17 protein-coding genes and 2 pseudogenes are annotated in these 13,363 nt (G+C 61.9%); 11 read left to right on the top strand and 8 right to left on the bottom strand.

From position 1 onward, the window contains the following. Together ATN38_RS00795 and nhaA are read left to right on the top strand one after the other, a co-directional pair. Positions 1 to 393 (top strand): annotated as a pseudogene (locus ATN38_RS00795) (excinuclease ABC subunit A); the annotation flags it as partial. Positions 394 to 509: 116 nt separating this feature from the next. Then, a pseudogene (gene nhaA, locus ATN38_RS00790) lies at positions 510 to 2,309 on the top strand (Na+/H+ antiporter NhaA); the annotation flags it as partial. A 219-nt stretch (positions 2,310 to 2,528) separates the two neighbouring features. On the opposite strand, the gene ATN38_RS00785 reads toward nhaA, so the two are convergent. Then, positions 2,529 to 2,810, bottom strand: coding sequence for a hypothetical protein (locus ATN38_RS00785; RefSeq protein ID WP_037130808.1), 282 nt, complete (start codon positions 2,808 to 2,810; stop codon positions 2,529 to 2,531). 169 nt (positions 2,811 to 2,979) lie between these two features. Between ATN38_RS00785 and ATN38_RS00780 the strand changes: the two genes are divergently transcribed. The 4 genes from ATN38_RS00780 (at position 2,980) to ATN38_RS00770 (ending at position 5,744) form a co-directional block, all read left to right on the top strand. Further along, on the top strand, positions 2,980 to 3,198 hold the full coding sequence (locus tag ATN38_RS00780; RefSeq protein ID WP_128638081.1) for a hypothetical protein: 219 nt from the start codon (positions 2,980 to 2,982) through the stop codon (positions 3,196 to 3,198). A gap of 82 nt (positions 3,199 to 3,280) precedes the next feature. Continuing rightward, complete coding sequence (locus tag ATN38_RS33280) at positions 3,281 to 3,451, top strand: recombinase family protein (protein ID WP_350491851.1); 171 nt, start codon at positions 3,281 to 3,283, stop codon at positions 3,449 to 3,451. Between the two features lie 1,401 nt (positions 3,452 to 4,852). After that, a complete protein-coding gene (locus tag ATN38_RS00775) occupies positions 4,853 to 5,155 on the top strand; it encodes a hypothetical protein (RefSeq protein WP_003943349.1) in 303 nt (100 codons plus the stop codon). 160 nt (positions 5,156 to 5,315) lie between these two features. Continuing rightward, positions 5,316 to 5,744, top strand: coding sequence for a hypothetical protein (locus tag ATN38_RS00770; RefSeq protein WP_003943386.1), 429 nt, complete (start codon positions 5,316 to 5,318; stop codon positions 5,742 to 5,744). On the opposite strand, the gene ATN38_RS00765 is transcribed toward ATN38_RS00770, so the two are convergent. Further along, positions 5,669 to 6,031, bottom strand: coding sequence for a MerR family transcriptional regulator (locus ATN38_RS00765; RefSeq protein ID WP_370852719.1), 363 nt, complete (start codon positions 6,029 to 6,031; stop codon positions 5,669 to 5,671). The two genes, ATN38_RS00770 and ATN38_RS00765, sit on opposite strands and share 76 nt — an antisense overlap. A 328-nt stretch (positions 6,032 to 6,359) precedes the next feature. On the opposite strand from ATN38_RS00765, the gene ATN38_RS00760 reads away from it, so the two are divergent. The 3 genes from ATN38_RS00760 to ATN38_RS00750 all read left to right on the top strand — a co-directional run bounded on the left by ATN38_RS00760 (position 6,360) and on the right by ATN38_RS00750 (position 7,697). Next, positions 6,360 to 6,608: a hypothetical protein gene (locus ATN38_RS00760; protein WP_128638082.1), complete on the top strand. Its 249-nt coding sequence runs from the start codon at positions 6,360 to 6,362 to the stop codon at positions 6,606 to 6,608. A 91-nt stretch (positions 6,609 to 6,699) separates the two neighbouring features. Further along, positions 6,700 to 7,479 (top strand): SigB/SigF/SigG family RNA polymerase sigma factor, encoded by a 780-nt coding sequence (locus ATN38_RS00755; RefSeq protein WP_003943395.1) that lies wholly within the window; start codon positions 6,700 to 6,702, stop codon positions 7,477 to 7,479. Between the two features lie 29 nt (positions 7,480 to 7,508). Beyond that, entirely contained in the window at positions 7,509 to 7,697 is a 189-nt protein-coding gene (locus tag ATN38_RS00750; protein WP_003943368.1) for a hypothetical protein, read from the top strand. 191 nt (positions 7,698 to 7,888) lie between these two features. Here the strand turns inward: ATN38_RS00750 and ATN38_RS00745 are convergent, their stop codons facing one another. Together ATN38_RS00745 and ATN38_RS00740 are read right to left on the bottom strand one after the other, a co-directional pair. Continuing rightward, the gene (locus ATN38_RS00745; RefSeq protein WP_003943394.1) at positions 7,889 to 8,137 is read right to left on the bottom strand and encodes a hypothetical protein; all 249 of its coding nucleotides are present in this window, start codon (positions 8,135 to 8,137) and stop codon (positions 7,889 to 7,891) included. Between the two features lie 27 nt (positions 8,138 to 8,164). Further along, complete coding sequence (locus tag ATN38_RS00740) at positions 8,165 to 8,941, bottom strand: hypothetical protein (protein ID WP_003943377.1); 777 nt, start codon at positions 8,939 to 8,941, stop codon at positions 8,165 to 8,167. 455 nt (positions 8,942 to 9,396) lie between these two features. On the opposite strand from ATN38_RS00740, the gene ATN38_RS00735 reads away from it, so the two are divergent. Further along, entirely contained in the window at positions 9,397 to 9,573 is a 177-nt protein-coding gene (locus ATN38_RS00735) for a hypothetical protein (protein WP_003943357.1), read from the top strand. Positions 9,574 to 9,915: 342 nt separating this feature from the next. On the opposite strand, the gene ATN38_RS00730 is transcribed toward ATN38_RS00735, so the two are convergent. Both ATN38_RS00730 and ATN38_RS00725 read right to left on the bottom strand, forming a co-directional pair. Further along, positions 9,916 to 10,395, bottom strand: coding sequence for an SRPBCC family protein (locus ATN38_RS00730; protein ID WP_218747417.1), 480 nt, complete (start codon positions 10,393 to 10,395; stop codon positions 9,916 to 9,918). Positions 10,396 to 10,920: 525 nt separating this feature from the next. Beyond that, on the bottom strand, positions 10,921 to 11,091 hold the full coding sequence (locus ATN38_RS00725) for a hypothetical protein (protein WP_003943375.1): 171 nt from the start codon (positions 11,089 to 11,091) through the stop codon (positions 10,921 to 10,923). A gap of 666 nt (positions 11,092 to 11,757) precedes the next feature. Between ATN38_RS00725 and ATN38_RS00720 the strand changes: the two genes are divergently transcribed. Beyond that, positions 11,758 to 12,345, top strand: a complete 588-nt coding sequence (locus tag ATN38_RS00720) for a uracil-DNA glycosylase family protein (RefSeq protein ID WP_037130837.1) — start codon at positions 11,758 to 11,760, stop codon at positions 12,343 to 12,345. Between the two features lie 376 nt (positions 12,346 to 12,721). On the opposite strand, the gene ATN38_RS00715 is transcribed toward ATN38_RS00720, so the two are convergent. Next, on the bottom strand, positions 12,722 to 13,039 hold the full coding sequence (locus ATN38_RS00715; RefSeq protein WP_003943354.1) for an MGMT family protein: 318 nt from the start codon (positions 13,037 to 13,039) through the stop codon (positions 12,722 to 12,724). After that, the coding region (locus ATN38_RS00710; RefSeq protein ID WP_133053430.1) for a vitamin B12 dependent-methionine synthase activation domain-containing protein at positions 13,032 to 13,363 on the bottom strand (332 nt) is incomplete at its 5' end. The genes ATN38_RS00710 and ATN38_RS00715, both read right to left, overlap by 8 nt.

Below are 13,363 nucleotides of genomic sequence, written 5' to 3'. Positions count from 1 at the left end.
CTGCGACTCGGACAACCCGCCACCGAGCTGTCCGGCGGCGAAGCTCAGCGTGTCAAGCTGGCATCCGAACTCCAGCGTGCTCAACGCGGCGACACGCTCTACATCCTCGACGAGCCCACTGCTGGGCTCCACCCGTCCGACAGCGACAGACTGCTCGCTCACGCGCAGGGGCTCGTCGACGCCGACAACACCGTCGTCATGGTCGAACTCGACATGCGCGTCGTCGCCCAGGCCGACCACGTCATCGACCTCGGACCGGGAGCGGGCGCCGACGGCGGACGTATCGTCGCCACCGGTTCCCCCGAGCAGGTAGCTGCCACTGCCGACAGTGCGACTGCCCCCTATCTACGAGCGGCGCTGGAAAACACAGGCGCCGGCACCACACAACACTGACCTGACCGCGCACCACCGCCTGGACTGAACGGCGATAAGGATCAACTAGCGATGGCACGACAGGCACCGAAACCCCAAGGCCTGCGTAATCAGCTCTCCAACTCTCTCCGGCCTCTCTCCGGCGTGAGTCCGGCTCCGCGGTGCTGCTGCTGGTGGTAACCGTGACCGCCCTGCTGTGGGCAAATTCGCCGGCTTCGGACGCGTACTTCGACCTCTGGCATCAAGGCGCCGGATTCGAACTCGGCCCGGTGGCGTTGCACATGAGCCTTCACCATTGGATCAACGACGGGTTGACGGTCGTCTTCTTCTTTCTGATCGGGCTCGAGGTACGCCAAGAGTTCGCCCACGGGTCATTACGTGATCGAACCCGCACTCGTATCGCCGTGATCGCCGGAGTCGCGGGGGTGTGTCTACCCGCCGTCATCTACGCCGTGATCGTCGGCAGCGGAGACAGCCTGCAGGGTTGGGGGGTGGTCGTCGGCACCGATACCGCCTTCATGCTCGGGGCCTTGGCGCTCCTCGGGCCCGCACGATCAGGCCAACTGCGAGTGTTTCTCCTTACCGTCACGGTGGTCGACGACTTCCTCGCGGTGTCCATCATCGGATTCGTATACAGCGAAAACATTCGCCTGATTCCACTGCTCGTTTCCCTGGCATGCCTGACAGCATTGTGGCTACTCGGGCGGGCGCGACAGTGGCGAGCCGCGCCATACATTCTCGTGGTGATCGTGCTGTGGTTCAGCACGATCGAGTCGGGTGTTCATCCCTCGCTTGCCGGAATGGTCGCCGGCCTTCTGATTCCCGCGTACCCGACACAGCGGCACAAGGTGGAGGCGGCTCCAGAACTGTTTCGTGACTTCTGGCAGTCTCCGAGCGCCGCATCAGGTCGTGCAGTGTCACGTGGACTGGCCAAAGGCACAGCCGTCAACGAGCGGATACACGAATACCTCCGGGTACCCACCGCGCTGATCGTGGTACCGATCTTCGCTCTCGCCAACGCCGGCGTCGACCTGCGTGGCGGACTGCTCGTCGAAGCGTTCAGTGCCCGTGTGACCTGGGGAGTTGTGCTTGGCCTGGTTCTCGGCAAGCTCCTCGGCATCGGAGCAGCCACATACATCGCTGTCCGAGTCGGAGCGGGCCGATTACCGCAGGGGGTCGGCATGGGCAGTGTGATGGGCGGATCTGCGCTATCGGGGATGGGATTCACCGTATCGCTGCTGATCATAGGTTTGGCTTTCGGCACATCTCCCGAACTGGCCGGGCAGGCGACCGTCGGCGTGCTCGTCGCCATGGTGCTGGCTGCAGTACTGGGTGCGGTGATCTTCCGCGTGGCAGCGACCAAGCTGGGTGAGGCCGAAGCCGATCTCCCCATCGTGCTGGAACCTCCCGTAGATCCCGAGATCGACCACATTCGTGGACCCGAAGACGCCCAGCTGACCCTTGTAGAGTTCGTCGACTTCGAATGTGGATTCTGCGCACATGCCACCGGAGGATGGGACGACCTGCACGTCCACTTCGGCGACGATCTGCGCTACGTGGTCCGTCACCTACCGCTGGTGGACATCCATCCGCACGCACTGGTTGCCGCACATGCAGCAGAGGCCGCCGCACGGCAGCACATGTTCTGGGAATGGCTGGACTTCGTGTTCACCCGCCAGAACGCGCTCGCGCGAACCGATCTCATCGGCTATGCAGCCGAGATAGGACTCGACGTCGACCAGTTCGTCGCGGACCTCGACAGCGACGCGGTCGCCGAGCGCGTACAACGTGACATTTCCAGCGCCCAGTCCAGTGGTGCCCGAGAAACACCGACCTTTTTCGTCGAAGGCTGCCGAATAATCGGAAGCTATGACGCGCGCACCCTCACCAAAGAACTCGAGCACAGCCGCCGAGGCGCTCGCACGTCCCTGCAGTAGACGCCGGAGAGTATCGCCCTCAACGGCACCGTCCTCAACGCCCGACGACTTCGCTCGGATTCCCGATGTGATCGAGACGCTGATCGCGCGAATCAGCCGTCTTCCCCAAACCGTCACCTGCCGCACGTGGTCAGAGAACGCCGACGAAGACGAGCCAGTGGACTGCCGCACGGAATGCGGCAGCGAAGGGCGGGCCGACGAACAGCTCCAAATCCAACATCAACGACGGGGATTCATCGGCAGTGCCCACCGGGCCGGCACGGAGCGTTGTCTCGGACCGCAGACACGCACATCCTCCGGCATGAGCCCGGAAGACACACGCGACCAGATCAGCAGAAAGTTCATCGTTGATGTCTCCTCGCCGTTCCGTGCTCGTCGGAATGCGTGGCGCCGGGACTCGAGCTCGTCCTGAACGAGTGCCAACCGGATTTCGTCGCATCGAGTCCGATCCTTCTGCTCAGCGAGCCGGGCAGCTTCCTCGACCAGCTCGGAATCCGTCATTCCTCGCCTGACATCCTTCACCGCAAAACCTCTCGAATAGTTCGTTTCGGTGTGGATACCCAATTACCTGGCGATCAACAGACTCCGACCGGCAGCCCGCGACGTCGGATGGTCGCTAGGTGATCTCAGTGTCGACGCCGTCCAGGTTGCTGCAACTTCGCCTATTTAGATGGCGGAACTATCCTCGCGGCGTCCTACGGCTCGCGATCAAACCAGTCATCGACGTGCCGCAGTGATCGCTGCGGCACCCCGCGGTGCCGCCATGGCCTTCTCCGAGCACTACGACACCATGCCTCAACAGACCTACACGTGGTCGAGTTCGATCAAACCCGAAGCATCACAGCAAAACCCGAACTCGGCCAAGTTGCGCACCTTCTTGGAGTCCTGAGATCGGTCACCAGCTCATGAATAGCCGCACCGTCCCACACATGGCAGCAGAGGAGAAGGACTGAGACTGTGAGCACCATCGGATACACCGGTGTCTTAGAACAAACCCCGAACTGCAGCAGTACGCACTCCGCCAAGCCGGAGCGATCTGTATCTTCACCGACTGCGAATCCGGCTCGAAAACGCAGCGACCCCAGCTCGCCGAACGCCTGAGCTACCTACGCGGGAATGGCGGTGTCGTCCTCGTGGTCTGAACTCGACAGGCTCGGACGATCCGTTTGTCGCCTCATCGGCACGTCCACATTCTTTGCGAACACTGCTCCGTATTCCGTTCTTTCGCAGAAGGATTCGGCACAACCACCGGCGGGGTCGTGAATTCTTCTCCCGCATCATGGCCGCTCTCGCCCAAAGGTGGGCACCACATGATCGTCGAATGCGCTCACGCCGGCCTCGAAGCCGTCCGGCGCCAAAGCCGACACGGTGCCCGCCCAACCGTCATGACACCCGAACGTACCGAACGGGCCCGCTCCCTCTGTGAGCAAGGCAAGAGTCTCGACGCTATCGCCTCCATGCGGGGTGTCGGCAGATCTTCGATCAGCAGAGCGCGTTGACTTCCTCTGGTGGTAGCGGACTTTCACAAATCTGGCGAGAGCACACATGATCGGTGCCGGTCGACTACTCGGTGATGATTGCCCGTCAGCTTTGTCGAGTGTCGGGGTGGGGCGGTATGGAACCGTGGATCGAACCTGGTTGCACCCCTTCGACAGCCGATTCGGTGTCAATCTGGCTTTCCGCTGATCTGTTTGACCTGCTTCGTGAGGTCGCCGAGTGTCATCGCCACTCCAGAAAACGTTTCGGAGTTCTCGCGACGTGGCGGTGGTAGCCGGCCGATGAGATCGGGTTGGTAGGTGTGGGGGAGTGCTGCTCCCGGACTGTCCGCACGCGCCCGGGTTGCTAGTTGGTATCGACCGGGAATCCGACCAGGTGCATACCGGTAATGCGGTTTATGGTGGGAAGTGCGAGGCCGCACGGATATTGACCGCGCACGAAAAGGGCTGTCTGGGTTGTGTGCTCAACGCAGATGGCATCCCACCGCCCCGGCTCGACGTGCAGGGCCGGGGTCCTGGGGGTGTGCGGTCGTTGAAATCGCCGCAGCTGCCTTGTTCGTGCCAAACCATCCATCCGATTCGAGAGCTGTTGCAAGTCAGCATGAGTCGGTCGGAACGTTTCGTCGGACCTCCGTATCGCGGCGAGTCCGCTGCGGCGGCCGATGGGTCCCTGGGGCGGGAAAGTGGAGGCCTGTGTCGACCGGACGACTCTTGAGTGGATGATCGTCGATAAGTAGCGGGTGTGTGAGCAGTGCCCATTGGCATACCAACCTCTTCCGGCGGCGGAGTGCGGGTCCTGCGGAGGTCGGGGGTGTGCAGGCTGGGATGGCGGTACGCGCAAGGCTTCGAGCATGCCGAGGGAATGCTGATGGTGCTGCACGGTATCAGTGAGGATCGAGGTGTTTGAGGTGTTTGAGGTGTTCGAGGTGTTCGTCGAGCAGTCTCGGCAATGCAGTATTCGGCTGACGGTGCTCGCGGCCGAGGTGGTGGATACGCTCCCCACGCGGTAGAAGTAGGTGAGGGGTGCAGGGGAGGAATGTGAGGGCGATGCAGGTGGACTGGTTCGTGTCGGTGCGGGACGAGGAAACCGGTGTCCACCGCTACCGCGGCGGTGCAGGGTTCGACCGTGCGTCGGTGATCGAGCAGGTGATTCGCGCGGGGCGGGACATCGCTTGCCGTGAGGACGGTGCGGTCGTCGGTGTCGTCGGCGAGGTTGTCATCGACGGCACTGCAGTGGGCGCGATCGCTTTCGGGGACCGCGCCGTCAGTGATGAGGAGCTTTGCCGCGAGATCGGTATGCAGTTCGACAGGGTTCGGTCCTCTTCCGGCTTTCGATGGGACGGTAGGTGATCGCGGAGTGGGATGCTTCCCACTGATGTGGGCCTCGTGGGGTTAGGGTGGATGTCAGTTCTTCGTCATGGCTGTGGCAACGGGCTGGTCATGGCTGTGGCAACGGGCTGTCTTTTACCTTGTGCTGTCTGCATGGGGCCTCGATGAGTAGGACTGCACTGTGCCGTTGACGAAGAAGTTCTCGGAAATGTACGACGACGCGCTGACCGCGTTGGCTGCGGCGTCGCAGCGGCCCGCTGCTGTGGTGAATGTGGACGGGCAGTACGCCATTCGTGTGGATCTCGAGTACAACCGCTACGTGTTGGCCACCAATTCTGCGCGAGGGTTGTGGGACGAGCCCGATGCGAGCGGTTCGTGGTGGGTGCACATCGTGCAGACCGGTGACGACAATACGGAAACTTCGCTCGCGCAGGCGCAGAAGCCGTGGCTTATCGACGCGTTCGATGCGGCGATCGACCAGCTCGAATCGGAGGGGCATGTGATCGCTGCCGATGCGGATTTCGGCGCCATCGCTCACGCCGACGCGGGGTCACCGCCTTCCGGGACGCGCTCGGAAGGCGATTCCTCCGCGGGCATCCCACTGAGCTGAGCGATCTGTTCGGCCAGGATCCCGTTCCGGTTTTCCAGGTCGAGGATGACACCGATCGCAGTCAGGTTGATGCCGTCGGCGATCAACGCGCTGATACGTGTCAACGTGGCCAGGTCTGCTTCGCTGTAGCGGCGGGTTCCCCCGCCCGTGCGGGCTGGGGTGAGCAGTCCGCGCCGCTCGTACAGTCTCAATGTTTGCGGGCCGACGCCGGACAGTTCCGACATCACGGAAATCCCGTACACCCCACGGCGGTCGTAGGCAGCATGGACGTGCGCTGCATCTGTCACTGCCACAGCACTACTCCCTCAGCCCAACCGGATATCACTCGACTTTAACACGGCTCATCACTATCCCTTCGCCGGCCGATGCTGCAAATCTGATGGTCAGCACTGCAGATTTTCGCGCAACCGAACATAGTCACGGCTAGAACGTACCCGCCCGGTAAGAACGGAAACTCGCCTGAATGTGCAGGTGAGCCCAAGGGGAGATTGCTCACGGCGCCTTCGACCCTGCTTTCCCTGCCGCTCTAATTGTCGCTTATCTGCATCAGTTGGTATAGATTTACGACATCGGAACAGACAGCTGTGTGTGAGCATGTGGACCCCGGGAGTGTGAATGACAACTGCCATGACCTCCTCATATGACGTCGGGCGGACTTCTGCGCAGCGGCGATCGCCGATCACGACCCCTGTCGCCTCCCGAGGTTGGTGGCGGCGGGTGACGCTCGATCTCGTCCTGGTGATCGTGATCGCCGGAATCTTGGGCGCAGTCGGATCCGTCCTTGCCGGCCCGCTGACCGGAGTGGCGTTCGCCCTCGTCGCGGCGGCCTCATTCCGCGTAGTCCTGCAGGCGATCAACCCGTGAGCGCGACTGTGAAGGAGAAGACGATGCCCGCAGCACGATACGCACGAGCAACGACCACCCGGCAGAAGTGGGTGATAGCGTGAGCCGGCACATGAAGGACGCCGAATACGCACAGGTCGCGGGCTTGCTGGAAGAGTTGGCTTCTCTGCCGGGAGACGACGCACGCTGCGAGCGTCTGCGCACGCAGATCATCGAACTATGTCTACCGCTGACTCGCCATATCGCCTTGCGGTATCGCGGCCGCGGACAAGCGCTCGACGATCTCGTCCAAGCGGCCAGCGTCGGTCTGGTCAGTGCGGTGAACCGTTTCGATCTGGCCAAGGGCAAAGACTTTCTCGCCTTCGCGATTCCCACGATGATGGGGGAGGTGCGTAAGCATTTCCGGGATCGTGGATGGGATGTGCGGGTGCCGCGCTCGTTGCAGGAAAACTGTCTTGCGCTCAACAAAGCACGCACCGCGCTCACGCAGGATCTCGGGCGTGAGCCGACGGTGCCGGAGCTGGCGAAAGAGCTCGGAGTCGAGCCCGCCGAGGTCGCGGAGATCGTTGCTGCCGGCGATTCCTATCATGCAGCGTCCCTCGATGCAGCCGCCGTCGGTGACGGTCGATCGATCGCAGATGCGTTGGGAGAGTTCGATGCTGCCCTCGACGGCATCGACAATCAGGAAACGCTGCGGCCGGCGCTCCTCGCTCTGCCCGAGCGTGAGCGCATCATCGTGATTTACCGGTTCTTCGGGGAACTGACTCAGGCGGAGATCGCGGAGAAGATCGGAGTGTCGCAGATGCACGTCTCTCGGCTCCTCGCCCAAAGTCTCGCGAAACTGCGAGCCTCGTCTTCCTTTGCGCCCCGGCCGGTCGCGGTCGCAGCCTGACCTGACTGGGAAGAAAGGACGAGGATCGAATGCATTTCACTTTTCTCTACGACGGTGCTGCGCAGCGCACTGCTGAGTACCCGACCTTGGAGGAAGCTGTCCGGAGTATCGAGTTGGGGCAGGTGGATCGCACGCTCTGGAGCATTCAATACACCGATCGCGAGGGCGGAATTCGGGTCTACCGATTTCCCGCGGACCGCGGAGTCGGTGGTGAATGACGAACGCGCAGTACTGAATACAGCAGTACTGACTTCAACAGGCCAGCTTTCAACACGCTGAGCTGTACTCGATAACCATTCCGGGGATTCGTCAGACGCAAGGCCCCAAGGCCCGTCCCCCTGGGCGCTTACGAATGCCGGCGGGACGATCTGGGCCGCGGAGGGGAGCCGTCGGCAGTCGGTGGGATGTGTCAGATGTGATCGTTCTTGTCGTGCTTGGCGCGATGTATTCGCCGCGCGGGAACAGCTCTCAATGTGCGGGTGCTACCGATCTGCCGGTGTCGCAGACGTATCAGACCAGCCGCGGCCGCGCTTGCCACGATCGCCCAGGCGACGGTGGGAGCCCACGCCCCTTGGGTCAGGCTCACGGCGATGCCGACGACGGCGATGAGCAGGATGGCCCACACGAACATGGCGCTGAAACTGGCGATAGGCCTCACGAGTAACTCCTCACATGTGTTGGCAGGTCAAGATTCCGTGGGGCGAGGTCGTCCGCTGCGGATCGAATCCCCGCGCGCGCCTTCCGTTGCGGCGTTCGGCTCTGTTTCGACTGCGGCATGACGTCGATTGGCTTTTTCGCGACGGGGCGATGTTTCGCTACTGGCAGGGATACGCCAAAGTTTCGGCGAGTGACCGTCTTCGGTGTTCGCGAGGGTGCGTAGTCCGTCGGCGTCTTGTTGGAGGGTGGTGACGAAGGGTGCTCGCGCGTTTTCGTCGAGGCCGTCGGGCAGGTTCGCTCCCTCGCTGACCATTTTCGCGGTGTTGTCGAGAAAGCGAGCGATCCGCAGCAGCAGCGGCCGGGGCATGGGAACGGTACCGGTGCGGGTGTTTGTGCGGGCGTCGGCGGCGATCATGCCCAGAGTCGACAGGTGGGACAAGCCGTCGGTCAGAGAGTGCTCTTCGAGGTTGCCGTGGGCGACTTTCAGCGCTTCTGCCAGGGCGGCGATGGTCAGTCCGAGTGCGTTGGTGGGCATGGGGATGGTGCGTTCGAATTCGGTCATGGGCTCGCCGGGTGCTTCGTCGGAAATGGCCGCCGCGAGGGAGTTGGCGAAGATGGCGAGCTGTTCGTCGGTGAAGTGTCGTTGGGCGGTGCGGCGGGTGACGTGCATCAGGCGGGCGTAGTCGTCGAGTTTGTCGTTGAGCAGTACGCGGGCCTGGGAGTCGGTGATCGTCAGCCCCAGACCGAGAAGCGTGCCCCGTAGTTGGGTTGTTCGGGTGTCGAGCCAGGTGCTGTTCGGACTCATATCTGGCTCCACTCTCTCGCGAGATCTTATACCGAGCATAGGCGTCGTTCGGCTTCGGACTTCGCCTCAGGGGCGGCATCCGAATCCGCAGCGGGCTGATCATGTTCCTCGCCTGCAGCGGCGTACGGTCAGGTTCCTGACCCTGTCGCCTGTGTTTGAGCGCAACGGCTCGCAGCCGTATCAACACACCCACGAGAAGTGTTGTGCAGCCTGTGAAGTGACCGCATTGACGTCGACGGGGGCCGAGTGGATTGGACTGCGGGTCAGTTCGCAAGCTCCTTTTTCGGCTGTACTCGTTTCGTGTCTTCGGATCTGTTTTCGGAGGCCTCGAGGAGGATTGGTTATCGGCGACACACCGCGAGTCCCCGCTTCTCTCCATTGCATAATTTCGCGTGTCCTACGTTTCCAAAATCTGTGACCTGGGTAACAAACCCAGGGTTGATGAGGAGACAGTGATGGATGTAATTGTGTGGGCCGAATCCGAGGAACGTGAACGGTGGTGGCGACAGGTCATGGGCCTCGCACTCGCAATCGAGCGTTTCGAGGCGGAAGAACCGATCGCACGTGGTTTGTCCGCGACGTCGAGGATGCGCGTATCGGTCCGATCGATTCATGGCGTGACCGCTGCCTGAGTCCAGCTACCGGAACGTACGCGTCCGGAATGCGTCTGAGAATTCTGCCTTCCGTGGTGTGAGTGGCTAATTCGATGTCAGAGGGAGCAGTGGCGATGGTGAACGTGGTTCTGTTACTCGTGATGTTAGGTGTCGGTCTGACCGTGGTGATGTGCCTGGACTTCCAGTGGCTTCGTTCGTCCTCACGTGGCAAACGACACCGGCACCCTCGGCACGCACGTGTAGGACTCGGGAAGCCGTAGTAACCCCCTGCGGGGGAACCGTGCCGATGGGCGATTGCGCTTCCGGTGGCCCGCGCCTACTCCTGCCGCAGCAGTCCCCAGGCCTGCGGGGTGCGGGAGTTCAGACTTCGTCGGGGCGTATCTGGTCCGGGCGTTCGATGTTTCCCCGCCAGGCGCCTGTTTCCTGGTCGCGGGATTCGATGAACTCCTTGAAGCTCCCCATGTCCTTTTTGACTCTGTGGGTGAGGACTCCGAGTTTGTCGGCAATGTTTTCGACGAAGCCATCAGGGTCGATGTCCATCTGTGCTGTCACCCTGGTGTGCGAGTCGTCCAATCGGTGGAAGGTGATCACACCCGCATGATCGGGGCCTGCGTCCGATTTCCACGCAATGCGTTCGTCCGGGTGCTGTTCGGTGATGGTGGCGTCGAATTCCCGTGGTTGTCCGGCTATTTCGAGGATCCACTGTGTGTGCACATCGTCGATTTGTCGAATTTCCCGTACTCCGGACATGAAGTGGGGGAACGACTCGAATTGAGTCCACTGGTCGTAGGCGGTACAGATGGGGACGTTGACATCTACGGATTCGGTCACGGTACTCATGATTTTCGAGCTACCCACTCTGTCAACTGATACACATCGCAGCAGTCGACGTGGAAGCCACGGTCAGGGTGTGTCTTCGGGTTCGCCCAGGTCGCAGGGTCGTTCACGCTGCGAGAAGGTTCGAAGACAATCGGTCATAGCACCGCCAACAACCCGCGCGCGCGGTAGAGGCGCTCGGGTAGTTCATCCAGGGGCACCCTCTTCGGTCCGCCATTACCGTCGGCCTTCATGGAGGAGCATGTGCAGAACCGCCGAGGAGCACACCCGGTGGGAAACCCACGACGCACAACGATGCGATCAGGGCAGCCACAGAGGCGAACTCGGACACGAGTTGTGGGATCGCCGTCGAACGGTACGCAGACGACCGTCGACTCTTCGCAACGCATCTCCCGCAAGGAGGGCACCGAGGAACCGCCCACAGACACCGCCCTCGCCCCGGGTAGGCCAAAAAATCGTCCAGTCCGGATATTGAGAATTGCTGTTGCGTCCTCGGCTAGCCGGCCCCTTCCCCAGCCGCGGCGAACATCAAGTGCCGCAAGGCATCAAGCGCAACCGGGCGCGCAGTACGTCTCCCTCGTGCACTGCAGGGTTCCGCGGATCGCCAGCCTGAAGGTCGTCGGTGTACATCGCCGTCGACGTCGACGAATACTGCGCATCCGCCGGTCGACCTACCCGGACGTCACTGGTCCGGAGCATCACCGCATTCGAGAACTGAGCGTTTCGGCTCACGATTCGGTGCGGCGTTTACATGACGGGCAGCGGGGGTAGTGAGTCGAGGATCCACCGGATAGCCGGTCCCCCAAATTTTGCGTCCGGTGGATCACTTGTGCCGTGCCTCAGCTCTGCCGGGCCAGGGCACGGGACGGCTCGTCGGGTTTCACTGACCTGGGATCCGATGAGCCGTCACGGTTTCGACCGCTGGCCTACTCAGGAGAGCTGGGCGCGTACACCTTGGGCGGCGAGATCCTTCGAGGGTCTTCCGATCGCTAGAGCTGCTGTGGAAGGCGTCAGCCAGTTACGCCGCCAACCCGCGTGATGTCTTCACTGCCCCGATGCGTCCCGGTCGCGGCACCCTGGGTCTCTGTCCTGTCGCTACCCTGTCTCGTCGCAACGCTGCTACACGTTGTCCGACGGGCATATGCGTCTTCGAGGCATGGTTGGAGACATAGGGGAAACCGTGCCAAATACCGGCGGACTCGACGCCCCCGCTGCCCGCTGACTGAGAAATCTGTCAGCCCGGCCTACCGGCGCGGCTTCAAGCCTTCCACCCGGATTTCGGTGATTTCCCGGTAGACGACGACCTCGAACGCGTCCGATAACGACGTCACTTCTATGCTTGCCTCGACCCCGGAGATGGGAAATATGCCGGAACCATTGGCTGAGTTGCTCAGGGAGATCCGAGGGTGCACGCTCTGCGCGGACCACCTGCCGTGCGGACCGCGTCCCGTACTGCAAGCAGGCCCATCGGCTCGGCTGCGTGTGATCGGCCAGGCGCCCGGCCGCAAAGTTCATACGACGGGTGTTCCCTGGGACGATCCTTCAGGTGACTGTCTGCGCGCTTGGCTCGGTCTGACGCCCACACAGTTCTACGACCCGGACACGGTAGCCGTCATGTCGATGGGCTTTTGCTATCCAGGCAAAGCCAGGTCGGGCGATAAACCACCGAGATCCGAATGTGCATCTCATTGGCATGGGGCACTGAACGATCGTTTACTCGACGTCCGACTCACGGTGTTGGTCGGTCAGTATGCACAGGCGCATTATCTACGTGGTCGGCGCAAGCCGACACTGACCGAGACCGTCAAAGCAGCGAAGGATTACCTGCCGTTGGGGTACCTTCCCCTCCCACATCCTTCTCCGCGCAACCAGCCGTGGCTTGCCAAGAACCTGTGGTTCGAAGAGGACGTGTTGCCGATCGTCCAGACCGCAATTCGCTCACTCGCCCTGTGAAAGATCTTTTTGTCTCCACGTAGAGGTTCAGCGCAAAGCGCGAACACAACGTGTTCGACGTTGTCAGTTGACCGTCCACATCATCGAACCGATACCGAGCTGGCCGCCCGGTCACTGAGCTCTCCCCGTTCACACGCCGCGTCGGCGCTACACGCTCTCGCGCCTTACACCTTGCCCCCGGGTGTGTCGTCAACCGCCAGTCCACCTGAGTGCACGTCGAGACTGCGCAGCGGGTGGCCGTGTCTCATCCGACATACCAGACTTAGGACATGACCCGGGGAGCAAATACGAGGGTGAAGATGACTTAATCGCATGGAGGACATGGCATTTCGTCGAAAACGATTGCAGGACGGTTCTCGCCATCGTTTGAGGTGGATCATCCATTCCACAGCGCGTGTACGAGGTCGACCCGTCCGTCGCGCATGGGCGTCCCTTCGCCGCGCAGTAGGACGAGAGCGTTGTTGCCGTGACAGGTAGCGGGAGTGCCGTTGGCGTAGACCACTCGGTGCCAATGTGTTTCGTCTGCCCAGTGGGTCATGACCTGGCCGACTTGGCGCGGATGCGCGTCGACGATGGTGGCGATCAGTCCGTATGTCATCACTCGGCCTGCAGGAATACGGTCGATGATGTCGAGGACGCGGCGAGCGAACGGCGAGGGGCCGTCTTCCGATATTCCGTTCGGCAACTCAGACATTGAAATACTTTGCTTCCGGGTGGTGCAGGACAAAAGCGTCCGTGGACTGCTCGGGATGCAGCTGCAGCTCCTCGGACAATTCGACGCCGATTCGTTCGGGTTCGAGCAACGCAACCAACTTGGCTCGATCCTCGAGATCCGGGCACGCGCCGTATCCGAACGAATAGCGAGCGCCGCGGTACTCGAGATCGAAGTAACCGGCAACCTCGGTGGGATCCTGCTCCGCGACGGTGTGACCCTCGGGAAGCACTAGCTCTTCACGGACGCGTCGATGCCAGTACTCGGCCAGAGACTCCGTGAGCTGGACACCGATTCCGTGAACCT

Origin of the sequence: Rhodococcus sp. FH8 (genome assembly GCF_019266085.1) — a bacterium.
Classification (GTDB): Bacteria; Actinomycetota; Actinomycetes; order Mycobacteriales; family Mycobacteriaceae; genus Rhodococcus_F; species Rhodococcus_F qingshengii.
The sequence above is the reverse complement of the archived record's forward strand: the minus strand, read 5'-3'. Positions and strand labels throughout refer to the sequence as shown.

What these genes read in the sequence shown, in the direction of transcription:
- ATN38_RS00785 (WP_037130808.1), bottom strand. Translation starts at nt 2,810, where the DNA reads ATGACGGATTCCGAGCTGGTCGAGGAAGCTGCCCGGCTCGCTGAGCAG.
- ATN38_RS00780 (WP_128638081.1), top strand. Translation starts at nt 2,980, where the DNA reads ATGGCGGAACTATCCTCGCGGCGTCCTACGGCTCGCGATCAAACCAGT.
- ATN38_RS00775 (WP_003943349.1), top strand. Translation starts at nt 4,853, where the DNA reads ATGCAGGTGGACTGGTTCGTGTCGGTGCGGGACGAGGAAACCGGTGTC.
- ATN38_RS00760 (WP_128638082.1), top strand. Translation starts at nt 6,360, where the DNA reads ATGACAACTGCCATGACCTCCTCATATGACGTCGGGCGGACTTCTGCG.
- ATN38_RS00755 (WP_003943395.1), top strand. Translation starts at nt 6,700, where the DNA reads ATGAAGGACGCCGAATACGCACAGGTCGCGGGCTTGCTGGAAGAGTTG.
- ATN38_RS00750 (WP_003943368.1), top strand. Translation starts at nt 7,509, where the DNA reads ATGCATTTCACTTTTCTCTACGACGGTGCTGCGCAGCGCACTGCTGAG.
- ATN38_RS00740 (WP_003943377.1), bottom strand. Translation starts at nt 8,941, where the DNA reads ATGAGTCCGAACAGCACCTGGCTCGACACCCGAACAACCCAACTACGG.
- ATN38_RS00735 (WP_003943357.1), top strand. Translation starts at nt 9,397, where the DNA reads ATGGATGTAATTGTGTGGGCCGAATCCGAGGAACGTGAACGGTGGTGG.
- ATN38_RS00730 (WP_218747417.1), bottom strand. Translation starts at nt 10,395, where the DNA reads ATGAGTACCGTGACCGAATCCGTAGATGTCAACGTCCCCATCTGTACC.
- ATN38_RS00725 (WP_003943375.1), bottom strand. Translation starts at nt 11,091, where the DNA reads ATGCTCCGGACCAGTGACGTCCGGGTAGGTCGACCGGCGGATGCGCAG.
- ATN38_RS00720 (WP_037130837.1), top strand. Translation starts at nt 11,758, where the DNA reads ATGCCGGAACCATTGGCTGAGTTGCTCAGGGAGATCCGAGGGTGCACG.
- ATN38_RS00715 (WP_003943354.1), bottom strand. Translation starts at nt 13,039, where the DNA reads ATGTCTGAGTTGCCGAACGGAATATCGGAAGACGGCCCCTCGCCGTTC.